This is a genomic window from Tessaracoccus lubricantis (assembly GCF_039544535.1).
GTDB classification, from domain to species: domain Bacteria; phylum Actinomycetota; class Actinomycetes; order Propionibacteriales; family Propionibacteriaceae; genus Arachnia; species Arachnia lubricantis.
The window spans coordinates 66,533-88,251 of record NZ_BAABLV010000026.1 but is presented as its reverse complement, the minus strand read 5'-3'; the positions used below and the strand labels follow the sequence as shown (position 1 = coordinate 88,251).

Annotated in this window: 27 protein-coding genes and 1 tRNA gene; 9 read left to right on the top strand and 19 right to left on the bottom strand. The window is 69.3% G+C overall.

The window, feature by feature from the left end; all coding sequences use genetic code 11:
• Window positions 1-7 precede the first annotated feature (7 nt).
• Genes ABEA30_RS08470 through ABEA30_RS08440 form a run of 7 tightly spaced genes read right to left on the bottom strand, consistent with a single transcriptional unit; the run spans window position 8 to window position 4,770 of the window.
• A complete protein-coding gene (locus tag ABEA30_RS08470) occupies window positions 8-1,513 on the bottom strand; it encodes an FAD-dependent oxidoreductase (RefSeq protein WP_345581840.1) in 1,506 nt (501 codons plus the stop codon).
• On the bottom strand, window positions 1,510-2,226 hold the full coding sequence (locus ABEA30_RS08465; RefSeq protein WP_345581838.1) for a class I SAM-dependent methyltransferase: 717 nt from the start codon (window positions 2,224-2,226) through the stop codon (window positions 1,510-1,512). The genes ABEA30_RS08470 and ABEA30_RS08465 overlap by 4 nt, the downstream gene beginning before the upstream one ends.
• Window positions 2,223-2,540 carry a lycopene cyclase domain-containing protein gene (locus ABEA30_RS08460; RefSeq protein ID WP_345581836.1) on the bottom strand — a complete coding sequence of 106 codons (318 nt, stop codon included), beginning with the start codon at window positions 2,538-2,540 and terminating at the stop codon, window positions 2,223-2,225. The genes ABEA30_RS08465 and ABEA30_RS08460 overlap by 4 nt, the downstream gene beginning before the upstream one ends.
• Window positions 2,533-2,865: a lycopene cyclase domain-containing protein gene (locus tag ABEA30_RS08455; RefSeq protein WP_345581834.1), complete on the bottom strand. Its 333-nt coding sequence runs from the start codon at window positions 2,863-2,865 to the stop codon at window positions 2,533-2,535. Before ABEA30_RS08455 ends, ABEA30_RS08460 begins: the two co-directional genes overlap by 8 nt.
• 29 nt (window positions 2,866-2,894) lie before the next feature.
• On the bottom strand, window positions 2,895-4,076 hold the full coding sequence (locus ABEA30_RS08450) for a cytochrome P450 (protein ID WP_345581832.1): 1,182 nt from the start codon (window positions 4,074-4,076) through the stop codon (window positions 2,895-2,897).
• 50 nt (window positions 4,077-4,126) lie between these two features.
• A complete protein-coding gene (locus ABEA30_RS08445) occupies window positions 4,127-4,423 on the bottom strand; it encodes a GroES family chaperonin (RefSeq protein WP_345581929.1) in 297 nt (98 codons plus the stop codon).
• A 23-nt stretch (window positions 4,424-4,446) separates the two neighbouring features.
• On the bottom strand, window positions 4,447-4,770 hold the full coding sequence (locus ABEA30_RS08440) for a DUF3618 domain-containing protein (RefSeq protein ID WP_345581830.1): 324 nt from the start codon (window positions 4,768-4,770) through the stop codon (window positions 4,447-4,449).
• A gap of 107 nt (window positions 4,771-4,877) precedes the next feature.
• Between ABEA30_RS08440 and ABEA30_RS08435 the strand changes: the two genes are divergently transcribed.
• The 6 genes from ABEA30_RS08435 to ABEA30_RS08410 all read left to right on the top strand — a co-directional run bounded on the left by ABEA30_RS08435 (window position 4,878) and on the right by ABEA30_RS08410 (window position 9,613).
• Window positions 4,878-5,357, top strand: a complete 480-nt coding sequence (locus tag ABEA30_RS08435; RefSeq protein WP_345581828.1) for a peroxiredoxin — start codon at window positions 4,878-4,880, stop codon at window positions 5,355-5,357.
• Window positions 5,350-6,003 carry a YigZ family protein gene (locus ABEA30_RS08430; RefSeq protein ID WP_345581826.1) on the top strand — a complete coding sequence of 218 codons (654 nt, stop codon included), beginning with the start codon at window positions 5,350-5,352 and terminating at the stop codon, window positions 6,001-6,003. Before ABEA30_RS08435 ends, ABEA30_RS08430 begins: the two co-directional genes overlap by 8 nt.
• A gap of 312 nt (window positions 6,004-6,315) precedes the next feature.
• Window positions 6,316-7,089, top strand: a complete 774-nt coding sequence (locus ABEA30_RS08425; RefSeq protein ID WP_345581824.1) for an amino acid ABC transporter ATP-binding protein — start codon at window positions 6,316-6,318, stop codon at window positions 7,087-7,089.
• A 42-nt stretch (window positions 7,090-7,131) separates the two neighbouring features.
• The gene (locus tag ABEA30_RS08420) at window positions 7,132-7,971 is read left to right on the top strand and encodes a glutamate ABC transporter substrate-binding protein (RefSeq protein ID WP_345581822.1); all 840 of its coding nucleotides are present in this window, start codon (window positions 7,132-7,134) and stop codon (window positions 7,969-7,971) included.
• A 77-nt stretch (window positions 7,972-8,048) separates the two neighbouring features.
• Window positions 8,049-8,729, top strand: coding sequence for an amino acid ABC transporter permease (locus ABEA30_RS08415; RefSeq protein ID WP_345581820.1), 681 nt, complete (start codon window positions 8,049-8,051; stop codon window positions 8,727-8,729).
• Entirely contained in the window at window positions 8,726-9,613 is an 888-nt protein-coding gene (locus ABEA30_RS08410) for an amino acid ABC transporter permease (protein ID WP_345581818.1), read from the top strand. Before ABEA30_RS08415 ends, ABEA30_RS08410 begins: the two co-directional genes overlap by 4 nt.
• Window positions 9,614-9,711: 98 nt before the next feature.
• Here ABEA30_RS08410 and ABEA30_RS08405 read toward each other — a convergent pair.
• Window positions 9,712-9,793, bottom strand: a tRNA-Leu gene (locus ABEA30_RS08405).
• A gap of 22 nt (window positions 9,794-9,815) precedes the next feature.
• Window positions 9,816-10,394: an RNA 2',3'-cyclic phosphodiesterase gene (gene thpR, locus ABEA30_RS08400; RefSeq protein ID WP_345581816.1), complete on the bottom strand. Its 579-nt coding sequence runs from the start codon at window positions 10,392-10,394 to the stop codon at window positions 9,816-9,818.
• A gap of 89 nt (window positions 10,395-10,483) precedes the next feature.
• On the opposite strand from thpR, the gene ABEA30_RS08395 reads away from it, so the two are divergent.
• Entirely contained in the window at window positions 10,484-10,876 is a 393-nt protein-coding gene (locus ABEA30_RS08395) for a VOC family protein (RefSeq protein WP_345581814.1), read from the top strand.
• On the opposite strand, the gene ABEA30_RS08390 is transcribed toward ABEA30_RS08395, so the two are convergent.
• The 7 genes from ABEA30_RS08390 to murI form a co-directional block, all read right to left on the bottom strand.
• Entirely contained in the window at window positions 10,860-12,200 is a 1,341-nt protein-coding gene (locus ABEA30_RS08390; RefSeq protein ID WP_345581812.1) for a DNA polymerase IV, read from the bottom strand. The two genes, ABEA30_RS08395 and ABEA30_RS08390, sit on opposite strands and share 17 nt — an antisense overlap.
• Before the next feature lie 11 nt (window positions 12,201-12,211).
• Window positions 12,212-12,697 (bottom strand): dihydrofolate reductase, encoded by a 486-nt coding sequence (locus tag ABEA30_RS08385; RefSeq protein ID WP_345581810.1) that lies wholly within the window; start codon window positions 12,695-12,697, stop codon window positions 12,212-12,214.
• On the bottom strand, window positions 12,694-13,494 hold the full coding sequence (locus ABEA30_RS08380) for a DUF1707 SHOCT-like domain-containing protein (protein WP_345581808.1): 801 nt from the start codon (window positions 13,492-13,494) through the stop codon (window positions 12,694-12,696). Before ABEA30_RS08380 ends, ABEA30_RS08385 begins: the two co-directional genes overlap by 4 nt.
• A 25-nt stretch (window positions 13,495-13,519) precedes the next feature.
• A complete protein-coding gene (locus ABEA30_RS08375) occupies window positions 13,520-14,332 on the bottom strand; it encodes a thymidylate synthase (RefSeq protein WP_345581806.1) in 813 nt (270 codons plus the stop codon).
• A 1-nt stretch (window position 14,333) separates the two neighbouring features.
• Window positions 14,334-14,942, bottom strand: a complete 609-nt coding sequence (gene rdgB, locus ABEA30_RS08370) for an RdgB/HAM1 family non-canonical purine NTP pyrophosphatase (RefSeq protein ID WP_345581804.1) — start codon at window positions 14,940-14,942, stop codon at window positions 14,334-14,336.
• Complete coding sequence (rph, locus tag ABEA30_RS08365) at window positions 14,939-15,664, bottom strand: ribonuclease PH (protein ID WP_345581802.1); 726 nt, start codon at window positions 15,662-15,664, stop codon at window positions 14,939-14,941. The genes rdgB and rph overlap by 4 nt, the downstream gene beginning before the upstream one ends.
• 228 nt (window positions 15,665-15,892) lie before the next feature.
• Entirely contained in the window at window positions 15,893-16,705 is an 813-nt protein-coding gene (murI, locus tag ABEA30_RS08360; RefSeq protein ID WP_345581800.1) for a glutamate racemase, read from the bottom strand.
• A gap of 278 nt (window positions 16,706-16,983) precedes the next feature.
• On the opposite strand from murI, the gene ABEA30_RS08355 reads away from it, so the two are divergent.
• Entirely contained in the window at window positions 16,984-17,808 is an 825-nt protein-coding gene (locus ABEA30_RS08355; protein WP_345581798.1) for a hypothetical protein, read from the top strand.
• Between the two features lie 110 nt (window positions 17,809-17,918).
• Here ABEA30_RS08355 and ABEA30_RS08350 read toward each other — a convergent pair whose 3' ends face one another.
• The 3 genes from ABEA30_RS08350 to clpS form a co-directional block, all read right to left on the bottom strand.
• Complete coding sequence (locus ABEA30_RS08350) at window positions 17,919-19,346, bottom strand: tyrosine phenol-lyase (protein WP_345581796.1); 1,428 nt, start codon at window positions 19,344-19,346, stop codon at window positions 17,919-17,921.
• Window positions 19,347-19,441: 95 nt separating this feature from the next.
• Window positions 19,442-20,041, bottom strand: coding sequence for a DUF2017 family protein (locus ABEA30_RS08345; RefSeq protein WP_345581794.1), 600 nt, complete (start codon window positions 20,039-20,041; stop codon window positions 19,442-19,444).
• The gene (gene clpS, locus ABEA30_RS08340) at window positions 20,038-20,331 is read right to left on the bottom strand and encodes an ATP-dependent Clp protease adapter ClpS (RefSeq protein ID WP_345581792.1); all 294 of its coding nucleotides are present in this window, start codon (window positions 20,329-20,331) and stop codon (window positions 20,038-20,040) included. The genes ABEA30_RS08345 and clpS overlap by 4 nt, the downstream gene beginning before the upstream one ends.
• Window positions 20,332-20,352: 21 nt before the next feature.
• On the opposite strand from clpS, the gene ABEA30_RS08335 reads away from it, so the two are divergent.
• Window positions 20,353-21,714, top strand: a complete 1,362-nt coding sequence (locus tag ABEA30_RS08335; protein WP_345581927.1) for a nicotinate phosphoribosyltransferase — start codon at window positions 20,353-20,355, stop codon at window positions 21,712-21,714.
• Window positions 21,715-21,719 lie beyond the last annotated feature (5 nt).

Here is a 21,719-nt window from a genome sequence, read left to right as displayed (position 1 = left end):
TGCAGCGCTAGCGGCGGGCGAGCAGGCCACGCATCGGAACCGTCCAGATGTCGTGGCCTGCGGCGCCCCACCCGTCGAGGAGGGCGTTCGCGGCCAGGAAGCCCGTCGTCGCGGCGCGCTCCATGAGGGCCACGGGATAGTCGCACCGCAACCAATCACCCGCCAGCACCAGCCGGTCGTCCGGCGTGGTGACGCCGGGTCGCCCTGGCCAGCCGGACGGACCGATGAGCGTGCAGTCGTCGCGGATGAGCACCTCGCGCCCGAGCACCCGTGCGTCTGCCGTCTCGGGATACACCCGGCGCAGTTCGGCCTCCAGCTGGCGCACCACCTCGTCGGCCGCCGCCTGGTCGCGCACCACGGCGGGATCACACGCATACGCGTGGAGTTCGACGACTGAGCCGCCGTGGGCGTCGGCCCAGGTGGCGGCACCCTCCTCGAAGCGCTCGAGCACGCTCACGTTGTCGAGCGGTCCATAGCCCGAAGTGCCCAGGAAGGCCGGCCGGGAGGCCTCCACTTGCCGATCCAGCCATAGCCGCACGACGGCGAACGGCGGCGCATTGTAGGTCTCTGCGACGGCCGCCCGCCAACCCGCGAGATGGTCGCCGTCGATGCCCTCGGCGAGCCCCCTGGCTGCACGGGGATCGGCGGCCAGGACCACCGCATCACCCTCCACGCGGGCATCGTCGGTCAGCACCGCCGCGCCGCCGTCCTGTACCTCGATGGCGTCGACGGCGGTGCCCAGCCGGAGATCGACGCCGAGCCCCCGCAGCCGCTGGCCCAGCGGAGCCCACAGGGCGGTGTCGTAGTCGTCGTCCGGCACGTCGAAGAGCAGGCCCTCGGCGGAACCGAGGAAGTAGGTGTGGAACATCGCGACCAGCTCCCCCGCCCCGAACTCGCGCGGATCCGCGAAGAATGAGCGGGCAAACACCTCGAGCGCGAGGTCACGCGCCCCATCGGGGAAGCGCAGCCGATCGAGGAACTGGGCGGCGGACTCGCCGTCGTAGCGGTGGTAGGTCTCCGGGAAGCGGACCCGCAGCAGCTCGAGCGCCGCGGGCACGTTGACTCCCGCCAGCCCCTTGAGCGTGAACGCGGGGCTGCGGCCGACGAACTGCAGCACCGACCACGGCGGAGTCTTCGCCAGGCCGGTGAACGAGTCCCGCAGCCCGTCGGGACGCTGCAACGGGTAGTCGTCGATGGGCGTCAGGAACGACAGGTCCACGTCGATGCGGCGCAGCAGTCGGCGCAGGTTGTAGTACTGCCGGAAGAACGCGTGGAAGCCACGGCTCATCGTGCGCCCGTCCTCCAGCGGCCACGCAGCGACCCGGCCGCCGAGCCTTTCGCCGGCCTCGAACAGCGTGACCCGTACCCCGCGCTCCGCGAGCCCGGCCGCGGCCGCGAGCCCCGCGATGCCACCGCCCACGACCAACGCGTGCCTGTCGCCCTCGACGCGGTGTGCTCCCGGCGCCCCCGGATGGCGCACTGCCTTCCTGTCCCGTCCCGGGAATTGGTTCACGACGACTCCTCTGGCTTGCGGGCGATGAACGTGTGCAGCACTCCCTGCTGCCACCCTGATGCGGTGCGGTGTGCGACGTCGACGAAGCCGGCGGCGGCGAGCCGATCCGCAAAGGTGGTGACCGAGTCGAACTCCACGACGCTGCGGTACAGGTACCGGTAGAGGCCGGGGTTGCGGTCGATCACCACGCCGAGCGGGATGATGGCCCCATGGGCGACTGCTCCCCAGACGCGCTGGGCGGCGGGGTTGCCCGCCACGGAGTACTCCTGGCAGCACAACCACCCGCCGGGGCGCAGCAGTTCGAACACTTCGGCGATCGCGTGGTCGCGGCGCTCCGCAGGGACGTTGCGGAACAGGTAGCACGCCAGCGCGCCGTCGAACGATCCGCGCGTCCACCGGTCGAGGTTCAGTTCGCCGACGGTGGCCCGCTCGAACCGCACCTGCTGCGGCCAGTTCTTGGCCCGGGCGCGTCCCAGCATGCCGGGCGATGCGTCGAGCCCCAGCACGTAGGAGCCCTCGGGGGCGGCGTCGACCAGGGCGCGGGTCGAGGCGCCGGAGCCACACGCGAGGTCGAGCAGCGCCTGGGGCTCACGACCCAGCCGGGAGGTGAGGGCGTCGGCGGCGCGGGCCAGTTCTCGGTGGTAGCCGGGGTTCAGGCCGACCATCAGGTCGTAGCGGCGTGCGCCCCTGTCGAAGGCTGCAGCGGTGTTCATGCGCCCTCGCCCTCCCGCCTGCCGAGCGCGACCCACACGAGCATGGTCAGGGTCAGCATTGCCCACCCGAACCCGAAGTCCTCGATCGGGATGTCCCAGGGGAACCGCACTCCCGCGTGGTGCTCCGGGTTGTAGATGACGATCGGATCCGACAGCTTGGTGAGCCAGCCGTCGACCCAGCCCTGGAAGAAGAAGATGATCGCCATGGAGATCCAGTATTGGGCCGTGCGGAACAGCCCCGTGCGCAGCCACAGGACCTCGACCGCGACGACGGCAAGGACGCCGACGACCGTGAGGACGGTGTACTCAGGCATCGTCGCTCCTCCTCCAGCGGGACAGGACGTGGCCGACTCCCTCGTAGGTGAGCAGCCCGCAGATGGGGATGACCAGGAAGAACACGAGTTCCTCCAGCGGGACCACCCCCAGCATGATGCCGGTGGTGAAGCGCTCACTGTAGGTCCAGTGGTCTCGCAGGATCCCGACCACGTCCCAGACGAGGAAGACCACCAGCATGGGCAGCATCGCGAGCACCAGCCGAACGGGGCGGCGGTAGACCCGGGCGCGCAGGACGAACTCGAGTGGCAGGGTGATGGCCACGCACGCGGCCATGAGGGTCAAGTACTGGTAGCTGTCAGGCATCACGGGTCACCCTAGAGGTTGGACAAACTTTATACAAGGAGTTTGAGGCCGCGCAGGACGTAGCCCTCGATGAGGTCGTCCCAGGAGATCTCCGGCTCGCGGAGGACTCGCGGGTTGCGCGCCAGGAGGCGGGTGAGGAGCTCGTCGGTCTCCTGGATGGCCAGGGGCTGCCCGGGGCAGCGGTGCGCGCCGTCCCCGAAGGTCATGACGGACGCGTCGACGCCCGGCGGCAGCGTCCGGCCGGGCCGTAGTCCGAGCGGCTCCTCCCCCACGGCCAGGGGATCGGCATTGACCTGCCGGACGCACACGTCAATGAGTTGGCCGGGCTCGATGGTGGCACCCTGCGCGCCGTCGGTGATCTCGATCCGTTCCTGCGCCCGCCGGTACAGGTGGCCGACGACAGGCTCCAAGCGGATGATCTCGTTGAGCATCGCATGGCGCTCGGTGCGCCCCGCCACGAGGTAGCGATCCTTCAGCTCCGGCGTGGTGAGCAGGTGCCACGCGGCCATGGTGATGAACTCCCGCGTGGTGACCATGCCGGCGGTGCCGTAGGTGACGCACTCGACGAGGATGTCGGCAGACGTGTAGCCCTCGTCGAGGAGGTGGCTGATCACGTCGCCCTGACGTTCCCGGCGACGGCGGCGCACCGCCGGACGCACGTCCGCCCAGTAGAACCTGGCCACGGGGACCAGCCCCCGCCAGGCGGCCTGCATCCACTGGCGGCTGCTTCGGCCGAGATCCTTGCGGGTGATGTCGAACGGGGGCTGCCGGAAGAACGAGACGAGCCGGGGTGCCATCCGCTCCGTCGGCGACTCGGTCAGCCCCACGATCGCCGACGTCACCTCGACGCTGTACAGGAGCGCCACGGCGTCCAGGGCCACCTCCCCGGACAGGGAGTCGACGTGCCGGTGGGCGGCCTCCGCGATGCGGTCACCGTGGCGCTCGCGGACCACCTTCGGCGCGAAGAAGCGGCCCACCTTGGCGCGTTGCTCGTCGTGCAGCGGGCCGTCCGACATGAGGATGGGGTGGTGCTTGAGCACGCCCTTCGGGACGTACTCCGCCGTGAAGCCGGCCTGCGTGGTGGCATGCCGCGCGCGCAACACCTGGCGCGCCGCCTCCACGGAGCGGATGCGCCACACGTCGCCGATCCGTTCGAGGCGTGGCTCTTCCCGCTCGCCCGGCTTGTGGGCGCGGCGCTCATCGTGGGTCATGGGCACCTCCTGCGCCCCAGCCTAGGGGGCCGCCGCCGCGCAGCGGGCAGTTACAGGTAGAGGCCGGTGCCACCGTCGGCCTCCTCGGTGGAGGCGACGGCGTGGATGTCGCGTTCGCGCATCAGCACGTAGGTGCGGGCCTGGAGTTCCACCTCGGCGCGGTCCTCCGGGTCGAACAGGACGCGGTCCTCGACCTCCACGGAGCGCACGTTGGGGCCAATGGCCACCACCTTGGCCCACGTGAGCCTGCGGCCCATCTGGACCGTGGCGGGGATGAGGATGCCGCCGCCGCTGCGGCGTTCGCCCGCCACCGCGTCGACATCGACCAGCACCCGGTCGTGCAGCATCCGGATGGCCAGGCTGGTCTCGCTCACTTCTCGATCGCCCGGCGCGCCTGCGAGGCCAGCGTGCGGCGGTTGGCCACCGAGGACACGGCCATGAAGAACACCACTGCGCCGACGACGGCGCCGCCGATCATCAACAGCCTGTCGGTGCGCCACGCGCCGTGCTCATCCTTGAACGACGTGGTGGCGGCCTCGAACTCGGTCTTGGCGAACTGCTTGACCTGGGCCACCGATTCCTTGGCGATGTTCTTCGGCTTCATCGACTCGACGGCCTCGGAGGTGGCGTTGGCCAACTTCGCGCGGTTGGCGGCGAGATCGACTCGGATCTCATCGACTGAACGGGTGCTCATACGAGTGCTCCTCGATAGGTTGCCTGCGCCCCAGCCTATTGACCCACCGGCGTTCACGCCAGAAGACCCGGGAACCGCAGCCGTCGCGCCCCACTATCATGGCGGCCATGACCGCACGTTTGACCACCGGTACGCCCGCGCCCGATTTCACGCTGCCCGACGCCGAGGGCAACGAGGTCTCGCTCAGCGACTTCAAGGGCGGCTCGGTCATCCTGTACTTCTACCCCGCCGCCATGACGCCGGGCTGCACCACGCAGGCCGTCGACTTCTCGGCCGCGGTGCACGCGTTCCAGGACGCCGGCTACACCGTCCTGGGCTGCTCGCCCGACGACGTGGAGCGCCTCGCGAAGTTCAAGGCCAACTCCGACATCGAGTTCACGCTCTTGGCAGATCCGGAGAAGCGGGTGCACAACCTCTACGGTGCCTACGGCCTGCGCAAGCTGTACGGCAAGGAGATCGAGGGCGTGCTGCGCTCCACGTTCGTCATCGACGTCGACGACGAGGGCAACGGCCTGGTGCGGGTGGCGCAGTACAACGTGAAGGCCACCGGCCACGTGGCGAAGCTGCGCCGCGAACTGGGTGTCTGACCACTTCCTCACCATCGACGCCGCGCCCGGGCACGGCGTCGACGTCGAGCTCGAGATCAAGCGCTCGCGCTTCATCACCCGCCTGCGACGGGTGACCACGGAGGACGCGGCACGCGCGGTCATCGAAGAGCGTCGGGCCGCCTTCTTCGACGCCCGGCACAACTGCTCCGCCTTCGTGCTCGGCCCGGACGCCCGCACCGCGCGCAGCTCCGACGACGGCGAACCCGCCGGCACGGCGGGCATCCCCATGCTGCAGGTGCTGCAGAAGAACGCGCTGACAGACGTCGTCGCCGTGGTCACCCGCTACTTCGGCGGCATCAAGCTCGGCGCCGGCGGCCTGGTTAGGGCCTATTCCGACGCCGTGGCCCAGGCCGTCGAGGCGGCCGGCATCCGCACCGTCAGGCTGTGCCGCGTGCTGCGGGTCGACGTCGACTTCGCCCAGGCCGGGGCCGTGGAGGACCAGTTGCGCGGCCTCGTGCTGCCGTCGGGCGAGGCTGTGGTGGTCGACGGGGTGGAGTGGTCCGACAGGGCGCACATCCACGTCGCCGTCGGCGCTGGGCACGAGGAGGAGCTGGACGTGGCGCTGGCCACGCTCTCTGCCGGCACCCTGAACGCCGTCGCAGTCGGCGAGCGCTGGGTGGGCTGACCCGGGCCCGCCGCGGGGCGCGGACGACAGCGAAGTGCGGGCCCCGCATCTCGCGGGGCCCGCACTGGTGGCTGACGGGTGCTCAGATGTCCAGGCCGAGGGCCCTCAGGTACTCCAGCGGATCCGACGCGCCGTAGACGTCGCCGGGGGTGGCGCCGGGCTCACAGCGCATCCACAGCCGCGCCTCGCCTGCGACTGGGCTCGTGGGAGGCCTCACAAGGGGCCCTGGGACTGCGGGCCCGAAAGATCACGATCCCGTTACATTCATCGGGGCCACTACCCTATGGACCCCGATGCAACTAGTTTCACCACATGACGGAGACCACCGCGACACGTTCCTCGGCGCTCGGCCAGCCGCTCGTCGTGCTGAGCGGCGTCAACAAGCACTTCGGGGATCTGCACGTGCTCAAGGACATCAACCTCACGGTGCGTGAGGGCGAAGTCGTCGTGGTCATCGGGCCCTCAGGGTCCGGCAAGTCGACGCTGTGCCGCACGATCAACCGCCTCGAGACGTTCGAATCAGGGTCGATCACCATTCACGGCACTGAGCTGCCCAAGGAGGGCAAGGCACTCGCGAAGCTGCGGGCGGACGTGGGCATGGTGTTCCAGAGCTTCAACCTGTTCCACCACAAGACGATCCTCGACAACGTGACGATGGGCCCCATCAAGGTCCGTGGGCTGAAGCCGGCCGCCGCGAAGGAGCGGGCCATGGAACTGCTCAAGCGCGTGGGCGTCGACCACCAGGCACACAAGTACCCGGCGCAGCTGTCCGGCGGCCAGCAGCAGCGCGTCGCCATCGCCAGGTCGCTGGCCATGGACCCCACCGTGATGCTCTTCGACGAGCCCACCTCGGCGCTGGACCCGGAGATGATCAACGAGGTCCTCGACGTCATGACCACCCTTGCCCACTCAGGCATGACGATGATCGTCGTGACCCACGAGATGGGCTTCGCACGCAAGGCCGCCGACAGGGTCGTCTTCATGTCGGACGGCGCGATCGTAGAGGAGAACACCCCGGAGGAATTCTTCACCAACCCCCAGTCAACCCGAGCCAAGGACTTCCTCGGCAAGATCCTCACACACTGAGAACCCTGCCCCACGTACCCACCTTTCAAAGGAGAGAGATCCATGCGTAGGACCACTTACCGAATCGCGGCCCTCGCGGCCGCCGCAGCGCTCGCCCTCACCGCCTGCGGGGGCGACGGCAACGGCACCGGCGACGGGGCCGACGGCGACAGCATCAAGATCGGCACCAAGTTCGACCAGCCGGGCCTGGGCCTGCAGGAGGGCGGCACGATGTCGGGCTTCGACGTCGACGTGGCCAAGGCGGTCGCCGAGAAGCTCGGCTACTCCGAGGACCAGATCGAGTGGATCGAGTCGCCGTCGCCGCAGCGCGAGACCATGCTGGAGGCGGGCACCGTCGACTTCATCGTCGCCACCTACTCCATCACCGACAGCCGCAAGGAGCGCGTGCAGTTCGCCGGCCCCTACCTCGTGGCAGGCCAGGACCTGCTCGTGAAGGCCGAAGACGACTCGATCAACGGGCCCGAAGACCTCGAGGGCAAGATCCTGTGTTCCGTCTCCGGCTCCACTCCTGCGGAGCGGGTCGCCGAGGATTACCCCGGCGTGCAGCTGCAGGAGTACGACACGTACTCCTCCTGCGTGGACGCCTTGGCCTCTGGCAGTGTCGACGCGCTGACGACGGATGACTCGATCCTCGCCGGCTACGCCGCGCAGGAGCAGTGGGCCGGCCAGTTCCGCGTCGTCGGGGCACCGTTCAGCGAAGAGTTCTACGGCATCGGCGTGGCCAAGGAGAGCGACCTCTGCGAGAAGATCAACGAGGCGCTGGTGGAGCTGTTCGACGAGGGCACGATCGACCAGGCCATCCAGGACAACCTCGGCCCGGCGAACTACACGCCCAACCCGGAGACCAACCCGGCCGAGCCGGGCGGCCACTGCGAGTCGTGACGCACTGACCCACGGCGCGACGGGGGCCCCGGGCCTCCGTCGCGCCCACCCATCCGACACCTGGCAAGGAGGTGCCCGTGCTGGAACTCATTGAACGCTTCGACTTCCTGGGGGCCGTCGGCCTCACCCTGTGGCTCACGCTGTGGGGCGCGCTGTTCGCGTTCGTGCTCGGCACCATCGTCGCCATCATGCGGCTCTCCCCCGTGCGCGCGCTGCAGTTCGCCGGCACCGTCTACGTGACCGCTTTCCGCAACACGCCCCTGACCCTGATCGTGATCGCCGCGAACCTCGTGCTGTGGAACCAGCTCGGCCTGCAGCTGGCCTCGCGCGAGTCGGCCACCTACATCGTGGACACCAACATCCGCCTGGCCATCCTGGCGCTGGCGGTCTACCACGCGGCCTTCGTGTGCGAGGCGCTGCGCAGCGGCGTCAACACCATCCCTGTCGGGCAGGCAGAGGCGGCCCGCTCCATCGGCCTGACCTTCGCGCAGAACCTGCGCATGATCATCCTGCCGCAGGCCCTGCGGGGCGCCATCACGCCGCTGGGCAACGTGCTGATCGCCCTGACGAAGAACACGACGGTGGTCACGGCCATCGGTGTGGCCCAGGTGTCGCACTCCATGGCGCGCATGATCGAGTTCCGCTCCGACGTCATCATCCTGATCTTCGGCCTGGTGGCCGTCACCTTCGTGGTGCTCACCCTGCCGATGGGCCTGCTCACCAGCTGGCTGTCGCAGAAGTTGGCGGTGAAGCGATGAGCACCACCGCCGCCCTGTTCGACGCGCCCGGCCCGCGCACGCGTCGTCGTCACCTCATCTACGCCGTCGTGGGCGCCCTCATCATCTTCGGCATCGCCGGCTGGGTGCTGGTGACCCTCTGGGACGCAGGCCAGATCACTCTCAACCGCTGGGCCCCGGTGTTCACCGCGGAGGCCTGGGTGCAGTACTTCCTGCCCGGCATCCGGCAGACGGTGGTGGCCGCCGCCATCAGCATGGCGCTGGCCTTCGTCTTCGGCCTGATGTTCGCGATGGGCCGCATGTCGGAGCTGGCGCCGCTGCGCTGGGTCTCTGCAGTGGTCGTCGAGTTCTTCCGCGCCGTGCCGGTGCTGATCATGATGCTGTTCGTCTTCTACCTGCTGACGTACAACACCGACATCACCGGCCCCAGCCTCAGCTTCACCGCAGTCGTCGTGGGCCTGACGGCCTACAACGGCGCGGTGATCGCCGAGGTGGTGCGCAACGGCGTCGCGTCGCTTCCCGCGGGGCAGCGTGAGGCTGGCCTGTCGATCGGCCTGACGTCGAGCCAGACGCGGCGGATGATCCTGGTGCCGCAGGCGCTGACGGCGATGATGCCCACCCTGGTGAGCCAGCTCGTCGTCGTGCTCAAGGACACGGCGTTGGGCTACATCATCCTGTACCCCGAACTGCTCAACCGGGTGCGCCAGATGGGCAACCGGTTCGGCAACCTGACCGTCACGTTCGTGGTGGGCGCGTTGCTGTTCATCGCGCTGAACCTGGTGGTGACCAGCTTCGCGCAGCAGTTGGAGAAGAGATTGAAGCGTCGCGGGAAGACCGCGGGCCCGATCACCGAGGCCGAGCCTGCCGACCGTGTGCTGAGTACGCAAGAAGGAGCGGTTCCCTGAGCCAGCCGCCCGCGGCTGGTCGAAGGGCTGGAGGGGGAAGGGAAGCCTGAACCCCTCAGGACGCGGGTTCTATCCCGATGTCCTGAGACATCACACGGTACGCAAGAAGGGACTTGAACCCTCACGCCCGAAGGCACAGGAACCTAAATCCTGCGTGTCTACCAATTCCACCACTTGCGCGAGCGGACCGATTCTAGCCGCTTCACGCGTACGGATCGACGACCGGCTCACCCAGCCGGAAGCGCGCGGTGACCTCGTAGCCGAAGCCGAACCCCGTGTTGCGCGACTCGATGAGCACCAGTTCGTCGGCCGTCCACGACCAGCCGGGGAACGAGTCCAGCACGGTGAGCCACCGGGTGGCCTGCACCCCCCTGTTGTGCCGTGCGAGGGTCAGGTGTCCGACGAACCTGCTGCCATCGACCTCCACGCCCGCCCGTGACGCGGCCGAGCGGCAGTGGAAGGACAGCGCCGCCAACTCCTCGTGCCCTACGGGGACGCCCAGGCCGATGATGCGCGCCTTCGCCGGGTGCGGGAACGAGATCCCGCCACCGATGCGCACCTCGAACGGCCGCGTCCTGGCCGCGACCTCCCCCAGGTTGTCCTCCAGGTACTCGTCGCGGCCGACGGCGACGTGCCCCATGAACGACGTCGTGAGGTGCCATCCCTCGGGGCGGGTCCAGCGCAGCTCGCGGTCCGCCTCACGGCGCGGGGCGACGTAGCCGTCCAACTCCTGCACCACCTCACGTGGCGGCAGCACCGCGGTGAACATCCTCTTCGACATGAGTCGAGGCTACCTTCCGCGACCCTCACCGGGTGCGCCCCTGCCGCCGTAGCGTTGGTGTCCCGACGAAAGGAACCACCATGCTCCGGATGAGCCCCTACATCGTCTTCAACGGCGAGGCGACCGCCGCGCTCGAGTTCTACCACTCGGTCTTCGGCGGCGAACTGACCACGATGCCGTTCGCCGACTTCAACTCCGCACCCGAGTTGGACAACAAGATCATGCACGGCCAGCTCGACGCCGAGGGCTTCACGCTGATGGCTGCCGACTCCCCCACGAACGACTCGCCGCAGGAGAAGGGCAACGTCACCGTCTGCCTCTGGGGCGACGACCCCGAGGCCGGCCGCCGCTGGTTCGATGCGCTCGCCGAGGGCGGCACCGTCGGCACGCCGTTGGAGAAGCAGATGTGGGGCGACCACTACGGAGACCTGACCGACAAGTTCGGCGTCGAATGGTCGGTCAACGTCAGCGACGCGGGCTGAGCGGCTCGGGGTCGGCTGGGTGCAGGGCGGGGTCGTCGACGGCGAACGTCGCGATCCTGCCCGGCCCGCTGTGGCGCGACTCGAACCGCACCGTCACCCGCCCCAGCCCCGAACCCCACACCCAGCCGCGGCCGTGCTCGTCGTGCTCGACGTCGGCGCCCGGGAAGTAGCCGCCGGTCCCACGCACCCCGCTGAGCGGCACGTCGTCGACCGCCGCCGGCTCCTCGGTCGACACGGTCCGCTCCTGGACCGACGACCAGCCGGGGCCCGGGTCGTCGAAGAGCTTCTCCTGCGCGGCGGTCACGAAGTTCGACACCCCGATGCCCAGCAACCGCACGCCGGCGCGCACGTCGACCTCCGTCAGCAGCGCGATGCCCTCGGCCGCGATCTCATCGCCGTCGGCGGTGGCGCCGCCGAGGCTGCGTGCGATCGTCCGGGTGGTGAAGTCGCCGAACCGCACCTTGATGGTGACCGTGCGCGCGAAGAAACCGGCCTTGGCCAGCCGTCGGGCGACATCGGCGGAGTCACGGCGCAGGATCTGCTCCAGCTGGGCACGGTCGGTGAGGTCGACGGCGAACGTGTCCTCGGTGGAGATGGACTTCGGGTCGCGCCTGGGCTCCACCCTCCGCGGGTCGCGGCCCCACGCCAGCTCGGCCAGGCCCTCCCCCGCCGCGTGCCCCAACTCGCGCACCAGCTCCCTGCGGTCTGCGCCCCGGAGGTCCTCGACGGTGTACAACCCGATGCCCACGAGCCGCTGCTCCGTCGCCGGCCCCACGCCGGGGATGGCCCGCACCGGCATCGGGGCGATGAACTCGAGTTCCTCCTCCGGCCGCAGGATGCGGTAGCCGTTGGGCTTGGCCGCCTCGCTGGCCAGCTTCGCGAGGAACTTCACGGAGCCGACGCCGACCGAGGCGGTCAACCCCTCCGTGCGCCGCTCCAGTTCCCCCCGCAGCCACTCGACGCGCTCGGCGAGTTCACCGTCGGCCCATCCGCTGGGCTCGAGGTCGACGAACGCCTCATCCAGGCTGAGCGGCTCCACCAGCGGCGACACCTCACGCAGCAGCCCCATCACCACCTGCGACGACTCCCGGTACGCGCCGAACCGGCCCCCCAGGAACGCGGCGTGGGACGCGCGACGCTTGGCCTCGGTGCCCGACATCGCCGAGCGGACACCGAACTTCCTGGCCTCGTAGCTCGCCGTCGCCACCACCCCGCGCGGCCCGGAGCCGCCCACGACGACGGGCTTGCCCCTCAGTGACGGCTTGTCGCGCTGCTCGACCGCCGCGAAGAACGCGTCGAGGTCGAGGTGGAGGATGCGTCGCATGCGCGACCGGCTCAGGCGTCGGCCGCCGGGGTGGGACGGTACTGGGCGAAGTCGTAGCCCTGGTGCACCTCTCGGCTGATCTCGGTCCACTCGCTGCGGGAGATCAACGGGAACTTCGCCGCGCCCTCGGGCTCCTGGTGCACGTGCGTGATGTCGAGCTCGGTGAGGTACGGCCAGGCGGCTGCGTAGATCTCGCTGCCGCCGCCGATGTAGCAGGTCTTCTCCGGCGTCTCGGCCGCCAGGTCGAGCGCCTCGGTGATCGAGTGCGCCACCTCCACCCCGTCGTCGGACCAGTCGGTGTCGCGCGTCACGACGATGACCCGCCGGCCCGGCAGCGTACGGCCGATCTGCTCGTGCGTCCTCCGCCCGAAGATCAGCGTGTTGCCGCTGGTGACGGCCTTGAACCGGCGGAAGTCCGGGGGGATGTGCCACAGCATGTCGTCGCCGGAGCCGATGACCCCGTTGTCGGCCACGGCCGCGATCGCCACGATTCTCACCGGTTCTCCTCCAGCGCCATCAGGTTGCCGTCCATGTCGTACTGCGCGGTGCCCAACTCCGCCGCGCTCGCGGGATCGTTGGTCAGCACCGTCACCTTCACCGTCGGGGTACCGAGCTGCGTGAACACCAGCTCCATGCGGTCCGCGTAGCCGTCGCCGCCCAGGTCCATGGGTGCGCGACTCATCCCCTCGAGCACGGCGGCGTGCAGCGCCTCCAGGTCCACGGTCGGCGGCACCTCGCCAGGGGTGGCCTCCGCCACGACGAGGGGCCGGGCAGTCTTCTTGGAGAACTCGCGCAGCTGCCCCGGCGCCGACGGCGACATGGCCGTCCCCGACACCCCGGTGATGTCGACGGCGAACTCGCCCACGAGGGTCAGCCCCCGCTCCTGCAACGTGAAGAACGTCTCCTCCAGCGCCCCGACATCGATGGGCTCGGGCTGCGGAGCCACAGGCACCGGCTCCTGCCAGGCCTCTTCCGTCATGGGGCCGCTCATCATGGGCGTCCGGGCGCCGTACACGCCTGCGGCGATGCCCCCGGCAGCCACCACGGCGGCCACGCCGAGGCCGGCGATCAGGAGGCCCCGCCGCCCGACGCCGGGGCGGCGACCTCCGTCGCGGTAGCGGGGCTGCGGGAGCCCGTCGAAGGCGCGCAGCATCTCGCCGTGCGTGGTGGCCCTCAGCAGCATGTCGCGACGGGCCTCGAAGCCGGCGTCGTCCAGCAGGCCGTCGGCGTAGTGCTGCGCCAGCCTGTCGAGGTAGGCGTCGCGCTCGGGGAAGTGGGCGCGCAGTTCACTCATGCGAGAAGGGTAGCCCAGCGCTGCCTCAGACGGCGATGGGTGCCTTGATGGCGGGATGCGGGTCGTAGCCCTCCACCTCGATGTCGGCCAGCTCGAACGCGTCGATCTCGCGCACGTCCGGGTTGAGCCGCAACGTGGGCAGGGGCCGGAACTCGCGCGAGAGCTGCTCGGCCACCTGCTCGAAGTGGTTGGAGTAGATGTGCGCATCGCCGAACGTGTGGACGAACTCCCCCACCCGCAGCCCCGTCACCTGCGCGACGAGGTGCGTCAGCAGGGCGTAGGACGCGATGTTGAACGGCACGCCGAGGAACACGTCGGCCGAGCGCTGGTACAGCTGGCAGCTCAGGAGCCCCGGCCCGCCGTCGTCTGCGGGCGCGACGTAGAACTGGAACATCGTGTGGCACGGCGGCAGCGCCATGTCGTCGACGTCCGCGACGTTCCACGCCGACACGATGTGGCGGCGCGAATCGGGGTTGTGCTTCAGGGACTCGATGACCCGGGCGAGCTGGTCGACGTGCTGGCCGTCGGGCGTGGGCCAGGACCGCCACTGGTAGCCGTAGACGGGCCCGAGGTTGCCGTCGGCGTCGGCCCACTCGTCCCAGATGGTGATGCGGTTGTCGTGCAGCCACCCGATGTTGGTGTCGCCGCGCAGGAACCACAGGAGTTCGCCGAAGACGGAGCGGGTGTGCACCTTCTTGGTGGTCAGCAGCGGGAAGCCCTCGCGCAGGTCGAAGCGCATCTGGTAGCCGAACACGGAGCGGGTGCCGGTGCCGGTGCGGTCCGACTTGTCGACGCCGGTGTCCATGACGTGCCGCAGGAGGTCGTGGTACTGGCGCATGTCAGGCGAGCCCCCGCAGGTAGTCGACGAACGCGCGCACGGCGATGCCGCGGTGCGAGATCGAGTCCTTCTCCTGAGCGGTCAGCTCCCCCGAGGTCATGGTCATCCCGGCGGGCACGAACAGCGGGTCGTAGCCGAAGCCGTTGTCGCCGGCGGGCTGGTCGGTGATCCGGCCGGGCATGCGGCCGTGCCACACGCGGCGTTCGCCGTCTGGCGCCACCATGGCCAAGGCGCACACGAACCGGGCGGTGCGGCGCTCGGCGGGCACGCCGTCGAGCTGGGCGAGCAGGAGCGCGTTGTTGTCCTCGTCGTCGCAGGCGGGGCCGGCCCAGCGGGCGGAGCGGACCCCTGGCATGCCGTTGAGCTCGTCCACCTCCAGGCCGGAGTCGTCTGCGACGGCGAGCAGCCCCGTCGCCCGCATGGCGGCCTCTGCCTTGAGGAACGCGTTGCCCTCGAACGTGCGCTCGGTCTCCTCGGGCTCCGGATAGCGGTCGAAGTCGCCGAGGCCGAGCACCCGGATGTCGAGGCCGGCCGCCTCGAAGATGCGCCGCAGTTCGCGCAGCTTCTTGGGGTTGTTGGTGGCCAGCACCAGCGAGCCGGGCCGCGTCACGCGAGGGCCTCGCGCTGGATGCGGGTCAGCTCCGCGCAGCCGACGGTGCCCAGGTCGATGAGTGCGCCCAGCTCGTCCCGGCTGAACGGCGCGCCCTCGGCGGTGCCCTGCACCTCGATGAACTTGCCGGAGCCGGTCATCACGATGTTCATGTCGGTCTCGGCGGCGACGTCCTCGTCGTAACAGAGGTCCAGCAGCGCGGTGCCTGCGGAGTTGAAGCCGACGGAGACCGCCGCCACGGAATCGGTGAGGGGTTCACCGCTGAGCGCGCGGAGCCCGCGCAGGTGCTCGACCGCGTCCGCCAACGCGACGTAGGCGCCGGTGATGGCCGCCGTGCGGGTGCCGCCGTCGGCCTGCAGCACGTCGCAGTCGAGGACGATGGTGTTCTCGCCGAGCGCCTTGTAGTCGACGACGGCGCGCAGCGAGCGGCCGATCAGGCGGGAGATCTCGTGGGTGCGGCCACCGACCTTGCCGCGGATGGATTCGCGGTCGGAGCGGGTGTGGGTGGCGCGCGGCAACATGGCGTACTCCGCGGTCACCCAGCCGAGGCCGGAACCGGCGCGCCAGCGGGGGACGCCCACCGTGACGGAGGCGGCCACGAGGACACGGGTGCGGCCGAACTCGACGAGCACGGAACCTTCGGCGTGGTCGAGCCAGTTGCGGGTGATGCGCACCTCGCGCAGCTGATCGGGGTTGCGGCCGTCGATGCGGGTGACAGTCATGGGCTCCAACTTAGCGGGACGGGTCTGGATGGCACCTTGACCTGTCCGGCGACGTCGTCGCCCGGCCAGGCTCAGGGTTCGGGGGTCAGCGGGGGCAGGCGCAGCGTTCGGGGGTGGGGACGTCGCCGAGCGCGTCCTCGATGTGGGCGCCGCAGCCCTGCCACGTCGGCTTGCCGCACTTGTCACAGGTGACCTTCATGCACATGGGGGTTCTCCTCGGTGGTGGTCTCAGTGGTGGTCGATGACGACGGTGGTGGCATCCGTGACGAAGCCACCCAACAATCTACGCCCGATTCCCTGGAAGTCGTGGGCGTCGCCCGTGGTGAGGAACACGCGTTCCGCCTCACGGGGCTGGTGGTGCAGGAGGCCGGCCTGCGTCAGCTGCGAGTACGTGGACTGCGCGCACGCCTCTGCAGACGAGACCAGCGTCACGCCGGTGCCCAGCACGTAGCCGATGAGGCCCTGGAGCAGCGGGTAGTGGGTGCAGCCGAGGATGAGGGTGTCGACCTGGGCCTTCTTGATGGAGGCGAGGTAGTCCTCTGCGATGCCCAGCAGTTCGTCGCCGCCGGTGACGCCGGCCTCCACGAACTCCACGAAGCGCGGGCAGGCCTGCGGGGTCAGCGTGATGTGGGGTGCGATCGCGAAGGCGTCCTCGTACGAGCGGGAGTTCACCGTCGACTGCGTGGCGACGACACCGACGCGGCCGTTGCGCGTGGCGGCGACCGCGCGGCTCGCGGCGGGGAGCACCACCTCGGTGATAGGTACGTCGTAGCGTTCGCGGGCATCGCGCAGCACCGCCGAGGACGCTGAGTTGCACGCGATCACCAGCGCCTTGACCCCGCGTTCGACGAGGTGGTCGAGGCCCTGGAGGGCGAACTTGCGCACCTCGGCGATGGACCGGGGGCCGTACGGGGCCCGTGCGGTGTCGCCGAGGTACACGAAATCTTCGTTGGGCAACTGATCGACCAGGGACCGCATCACCGTGAGACCGCCGAATCCGGAGTCGAAGACGCCGATGGGCAGGTCGATCTGGTTGGTCACGAGCCGTGAGTCTAGCCGGTGGGACCCGACGAGCCTCAGTTTGGCCCCTCGGGCTGGATCCCCCAGCTATGTGGGCGCGCGGGCCTCGCCACATACGCGAGCCCCGCACATCCCCGTAGTCGAAGAATTGCATCCTCTTGCCTTGGGCCACACGCTTCAGCCCCTGAGCCACCTTCAGGGTATGGGTCTGCCGTGGATGCGCGCGCCGGGTCACGAAGTTTTCCACAGGCGGGTTCTCGTGTGCGGGGAGGCACCCCTCGGATGGGAGCCTCAAGGGCATGGACGAATTCGGCGTGTACTCCATCCATGAGCTGCGTGACGGCGGGATGACCGAGGACGAGATCAAGGAGCTCGCAGTCAGCGAACGCCTGACACGGCTCGGACGCGGTTGGTACGCGCAGGGCCCGCTGGCGAACAGCGACGCGATCCGCGCCGTGAGGTTGGGCGGCAGGCTGGGCTGTCTCAGTGGGTGCAAGGCACACGGGCTCTGGGTGCCGCCCGACCCCAGCCTGCACGTCCTCTTGAATCCCGGCACGCGGCGGCCCGGCACGAAGCCGGGCGTGGAGTTTCACAGAGCGTCCGTCTCCTGTCCGACCGCCGTGACGCCCTTGGAGGAGTGCCTCAGCCAGGTGTTGCAGCGGCATGACCCCGAGACTGCCTTGATCGTGATGGAGTCGGCGCTCAACCTCAAGCTGCTGTCGGAGGCGGACATCCGCTCACTCATCGCTGCCGCTCCTGCCCGGCAACAGCGCAGGCTGCAGCACTTCATGCCCGGGGCACAGTCCGGGTCGGAGACCAGGATCAGGCTGTGGTTCCAGCGGCACAACGTGCCAGTGAAGCCGCAGGCACACATCCCCGGGGTCGGCCATGTCGACCTGCTCGTGGGCAACTCGTGGATCATCGAGGCCGACAGCCACGCCCACCACTCGTCCAGCTCCGCCCAAGAGGTGGATGGAGAGCGGGTCCTGACGGCACGGGAGTTGGGGTACGACACCGACAGGCTCACCTACGGACACATCTGGAACACATGGGACCGGACCATGCGGTTCCTGACCGGGCGCGTTGCCACCCGCAAGCATCTCCAGCCACCCGTCCCCCGCTGATCCGGACTCCCAGCTATGCAGGCGTGCGGGCCTCGCCATATGCGCGAGGCCCGCACACCCACGTAGCCGAAGGGTCGTCACCGGCCGGCGCGCCGGCCCGGACACGAAGCTCAGGCTGTGAGGGGTTCGAAGCGGGCCTGGAAGAAGCGCAGGTAGCGCGGCTCGTAGACCATCTTCAAGCCTCGCACGGAGTCGCGGTGGTCGAAGCAGGCCTTGACCGATTCGGCCACCACGTCCATGTGCGCCTGGGTGTAGACCCGCCGCGGGATGGTCAGCCGGGTCAGCTCGAGCTTGGGCCGGTGGTTCTCCCCCGTCACCGCGTCGCGACCGGCGGAGACGATGCCTCGCTCCATCGAGCGGATGCCCGACTCCAGGTACAGCTCGGCCGCCAGGGTCTGGGCCGGGTACTGGTCCTGGTCGAGGTGCGGGTAGAAGTCACGCGCGTCGAGGAAGATCGCGTGCCCACCGACCGGCTTGACGAACGGGATCCCCCACTGCTCCAGCAACATGCCCAGGTAGCGGACCTGGCCCACGCGGCTCTTCATGTAGTCGTCGTCCAGGGCCTCGCGGATGCCGATGGCCATTGCCTCCATGTCGCGGCCGGCCATGCCGCCGTAGGTGTGGAGCCCCTCGTAGACGACCACGAGGTTGCGGGCCTCCTCGTACAGGTCGCGGTCGTTGGTGCTGAGCCAGCCGCCGATGTTGACCAGCGGGTCCTTCTTGCCGGACATGGTGGCGCCGTCGCTGTAGGAGCAGAACTCCCGCAGGATGTCGGTGATCGGCTCGCCGGCGTACCCCTCCTCGCGTTCCTGGATGAACAATGCGTTCTCCATCGCCCGGGTGGCGTCCAGGTAGATGGGGATGCCGTGCCGGCTGGTCAGCTCCCGGACGGCGCGCAGGTTCGCCATGGAGATCGGCTGGCCCCCGGCCATGTTGACGGTGGCGGCGACGCAGACGTAGGGGATCCTGTCGGCGCCCACCTCGTCGATGAGGGCCGCGAGCTTGTCGATGTCGACGTTGCCCTTGAACGGGTGCAGCGAGTGCGAGTCGTGCGCCTCGTCGATGATGACGTCGTGGAAGGTCGCGCCCGCGTGCTCCTGGTGGAACCGCGTCGTCGTGAAGTACATGTTGCCCGGCACGTGGCTGCCCGGCGTGATGAGGCTCTGGGAGAGCAGGTTCTCCGCGCCGCGGCCTTGATGGGTGGGCACGAGGTACTTCCAGCCGTAGCATTCGCGCACCGTCTCCTCGAGCCGGTAGAAGTTCTCGCTGCCCGCGTAGGCCTCGTCGCCGAGCATGATGCCGGCCCACTGCCTGTCGCTCATGGCGTTGGTGCCGGAGTCGGTCAGCAGGTCGATGTAGACGTCGCGCGAACGCAACAGGAAGGTGTTGAAGCCCGCCTCGGCGAGCGCCTGTTCCCGCTCCTCACGGGTGGTCATGTGCAGCGGCTCGACCATCTTGATGCGGTAGGGCTCTGCCCAGCTGCGACGGTCCTGCTGCTGTCCCATGGTGTGCAGGGACTGGTGGGTGTGGTTTGACATGGGTGTCCTTCACCGGTGTCACTTCCGTGGGCCGGCGCGCAGCCTCGCGTCTGCCGGGCACGGGGGGCGTTGGTGGCTTTCCCCTGCCGACGATCCTAAACGTCCGGGTCGTCGAGTGGGTCGAAGTCGTCCGGGTCGTAGCTCGACCCCGTGCGCAGGCACCGCTCCCTGGAGTCGATGAGGTCTTCCAGGATGTAGCCGAGCCACTCCACGAGGTCTGCCAGCTCGGGGTTCGACGACAGGACCGCCGACGTGGGCATGGCGAGCCGCTCGGTGCCGGCCAGTTCAGCCCACCAGAACAGCCGCAGGGCGCCGATGGTCTTCGCCCACGCGTCGACATCCGCCAGCCGCACCGGGATGTAGTCCTGGTAGGCGTCGAGGTTGGCTGCCACGACGCCGGCCGCCTCGATCCGTGCCCGCGTCTGCGAATGGATCGAGTCGCGCCAGAACTCGTCGGCGTCCTTGGCCGCCGACAGCGCCGCAGGGAACAGGCGCGCGAGGCGCGGGTTGGCGAGCATGCGGTTGGTGGGGTCGTCGGCCATGTCGGCGACGATCTGCTCGAACGCGTCCCCGGTCTCGGGCGGCAGCAGTTCACGGAGGTGCTGGACATAGAACTTCACCATCGCGGCCAGGCCCTTGTCGCGGCCGTCCGCGCCGTCGAACTCCCAGACGATGTCCTCGGGTTGCAGGGTCACGACTGCTCCATCGTGGCCCACAGGTTGTAGGCCTGCATCGCGAGCACGTCGCGCTCCATCGCCTCACGGTTGCCGGTGGAGACCACCGCCTTGCCCTCGTGGTGCACGCGCAGCATGAGCTCCTCAGCCTTCTCCAGGGGGTACTTGAAGTACTCCTGGAAGACGTAGGTGACGTAGCTCATCAGGTTGACCGGGTCGTCCCACACGATGGTGACCCACGGCGACGCATTCTCCAACGTCTCCACGGGTTGCTCGACGACCTCAACCCCTCCTGCTGGTGCTTGGCTCATGGCCCCTACTCTGCCACTACGCTGAAGCGCATGACCACAGCCCTGCTGACCGATCATTACGAGCTGACGATGGTGCAGGCCGCGATGAAGGCCGGCACCGCTCAGCGGCGCAGCCTGTTCGACCTGTTCACCCGTCGGCTGCCTGAGGGCCGCCGCTACGGCGTCGTCGCCGGACTGGGCCGAGCCATCGAGGCGATCGACAACTTCCGCTTCGGCGACGAGGAGATCGCCTTCCTCCTCACGAACGACATCATCCACGACGAGCTGGCGGAATACCTTGCCAACTACCGCTTCACCGGCGACATCTGGGGCTACCCGGAGGGCGAGGTCTACTTCCCCGGCTCGCCCGTCCTGTCGGTCGAGGGCACGTTCGCCGAGGCGTGCATCCTGGAGACGGTGCTGCTCAGCATCTACAACCACGACTCAGCCATCGCCGCGGCCGCCTCCCGCATGACCGCCATGGATGGGGGCCGCTCCTGCGTCGAGATGGGCGCACGCCGCACGCAGGAACGCTCCGCCGTCGCCGCTGCCCGCGCCGCCTACGTGGCGGGCTTCACGTCGACGTCGAACCTCGAGGCCGGGCGCACCTACGGCATCCCGACGATCGGCACAGCCGCGCACTCGTTCACGCTGCTGCACGACACGGAGGAGGACGCGTTCCGCGCCCAGATCGCCGCGCTCGGCGAGAACACGACGCTGCTGGTGGACACCTACGACGTCGAGGCCGCCATCCGCCTGGGCGTCGAGCTGACCGACGGCAGGCTGGGCGCGATCCGCCTCGCCTCGGGCGACCTCGCCATCATGGCCCGTCAGGCACGCGACCTCCTCGACGACCTGGGCGCCACCAGCACGAAGATCATGGTCACCTCCGACCTCGACGAGTGGCAGATCGCCCTGCTGCAGGGCTCGCCCGTCGACGGCTACGGCGTCGGCACGTCCCTGGTTACGGGTTCCGGCCACCCCACCTGTGGCTTCGTCTACAAGCTCGTCGCCCGTGCCGAGTCCGAGGAGCCCGACGCCCCATGGGTGCCGGTGGGCAAGAAGTCGAAGGGCAAGAACACCCTGGGCGGCCGCAAGTTCGCCATGCGCCGCCTCGGCGCCGACGGGCGCGCCGAGACCGAGGTCATCGGCCTGGGCACTCCCCCGGCCAATGACGGCAACGACCGCGAGCTGTTGGTGCCCATCTACCGCGGCGGTGAGCTGGTGTACACGGCCACTCTCGACGACGCGCGTCGCCGCCACCAGGAGTCGCTCGCGGAACTGCCACTGTCGGCCCGGCGGATCTCCAAGGGTGACCCGGCGCTCGAGACGCTGATCCTCGACGCCGAGGGTGACGAGACGACGAACCCCTACCAGGCCGCGCCGATCGTCACGAACATCTGACCGGC

What these genes read in the sequence shown, in the direction of transcription:
- ABEA30_RS08465 (WP_345581838.1), bottom strand. Translation starts at nt 2,226, where the DNA reads ATGAACACCGCTGCAGCCTTCGACAGGGGCGCACGCCGCTACGACCTG.
- ABEA30_RS08460 (WP_345581836.1), bottom strand. Translation starts at nt 2,540, where the DNA reads ATGCCTGAGTACACCGTCCTCACGGTCGTCGGCGTCCTTGCCGTCGTC.
- ABEA30_RS08455 (WP_345581834.1), bottom strand. Translation starts at nt 2,865, where the DNA reads ATGCCTGACAGCTACCAGTACTTGACCCTCATGGCCGCGTGCGTGGCC.
- ABEA30_RS08450 (WP_345581832.1), bottom strand. Translation starts at nt 4,076, where the DNA reads ATGACCCACGATGAGCGCCGCGCCCACAAGCCGGGCGAGCGGGAAGAG.
- ABEA30_RS08445 (WP_345581929.1), bottom strand. Translation starts at nt 4,423, where the DNA reads ATGCTGCACGACCGGGTGCTGGTCGATGTCGACGCGGTGGCGGGCGAA.
- ABEA30_RS08440 (WP_345581830.1), bottom strand. Translation starts at nt 4,770, where the DNA reads ATGAGCACCCGTTCAGTCGATGAGATCCGAGTCGATCTCGCCGCCAAC.
- ABEA30_RS08435 (WP_345581828.1), top strand. Translation starts at nt 4,878, where the DNA reads ATGACCGCACGTTTGACCACCGGTACGCCCGCGCCCGATTTCACGCTG.
- ABEA30_RS08425 (WP_345581824.1), top strand. Translation starts at nt 6,316, where the DNA reads ATGACGGAGACCACCGCGACACGTTCCTCGGCGCTCGGCCAGCCGCTC.
- ABEA30_RS08420 (WP_345581822.1), top strand. Translation starts at nt 7,132, where the DNA reads ATGCGTAGGACCACTTACCGAATCGCGGCCCTCGCGGCCGCCGCAGCG.
- ABEA30_RS08410 (WP_345581818.1), top strand. Translation starts at nt 8,726, where the DNA reads ATGAGCACCACCGCCGCCCTGTTCGACGCGCCCGGCCCGCGCACGCGT.
- thpR (WP_345581816.1), bottom strand. Translation starts at nt 10,394, where the DNA reads ATGTCGAAGAGGATGTTCACCGCGGTGCTGCCGCCACGTGAGGTGGTG.
- ABEA30_RS08395 (WP_345581814.1), top strand. Translation starts at nt 10,484, where the DNA reads ATGAGCCCCTACATCGTCTTCAACGGCGAGGCGACCGCCGCGCTCGAG.
- ABEA30_RS08390 (WP_345581812.1), bottom strand. Translation starts at nt 12,200, where the DNA reads ATGCGACGCATCCTCCACCTCGACCTCGACGCGTTCTTCGCGGCGGTC.
- ABEA30_RS08380 (WP_345581808.1), bottom strand. Translation starts at nt 13,494, where the DNA reads ATGAGTGAACTGCGCGCCCACTTCCCCGAGCGCGACGCCTACCTCGAC.
- ABEA30_RS08375 (WP_345581806.1), bottom strand. Translation starts at nt 14,332, where the DNA reads ATGCGCCAGTACCACGACCTCCTGCGGCACGTCATGGACACCGGCGTC.
- rph (WP_345581802.1), bottom strand. Translation starts at nt 15,664, where the DNA reads ATGACTGTCACCCGCATCGACGGCCGCAACCCCGATCAGCTGCGCGAG.
- ABEA30_RS08355 (WP_345581798.1), top strand. Translation starts at nt 16,984, where the DNA reads ATGGACGAATTCGGCGTGTACTCCATCCATGAGCTGCGTGACGGCGGG.
- ABEA30_RS08350 (WP_345581796.1), bottom strand. Translation starts at nt 19,346, where the DNA reads ATGTCAAACCACACCCACCAGTCCCTGCACACCATGGGACAGCAGCAG.
- clpS (WP_345581792.1), bottom strand. Translation starts at nt 20,331, where the DNA reads ATGAGCCAAGCACCAGCAGGAGGGGTTGAGGTCGTCGAGCAACCCGTG.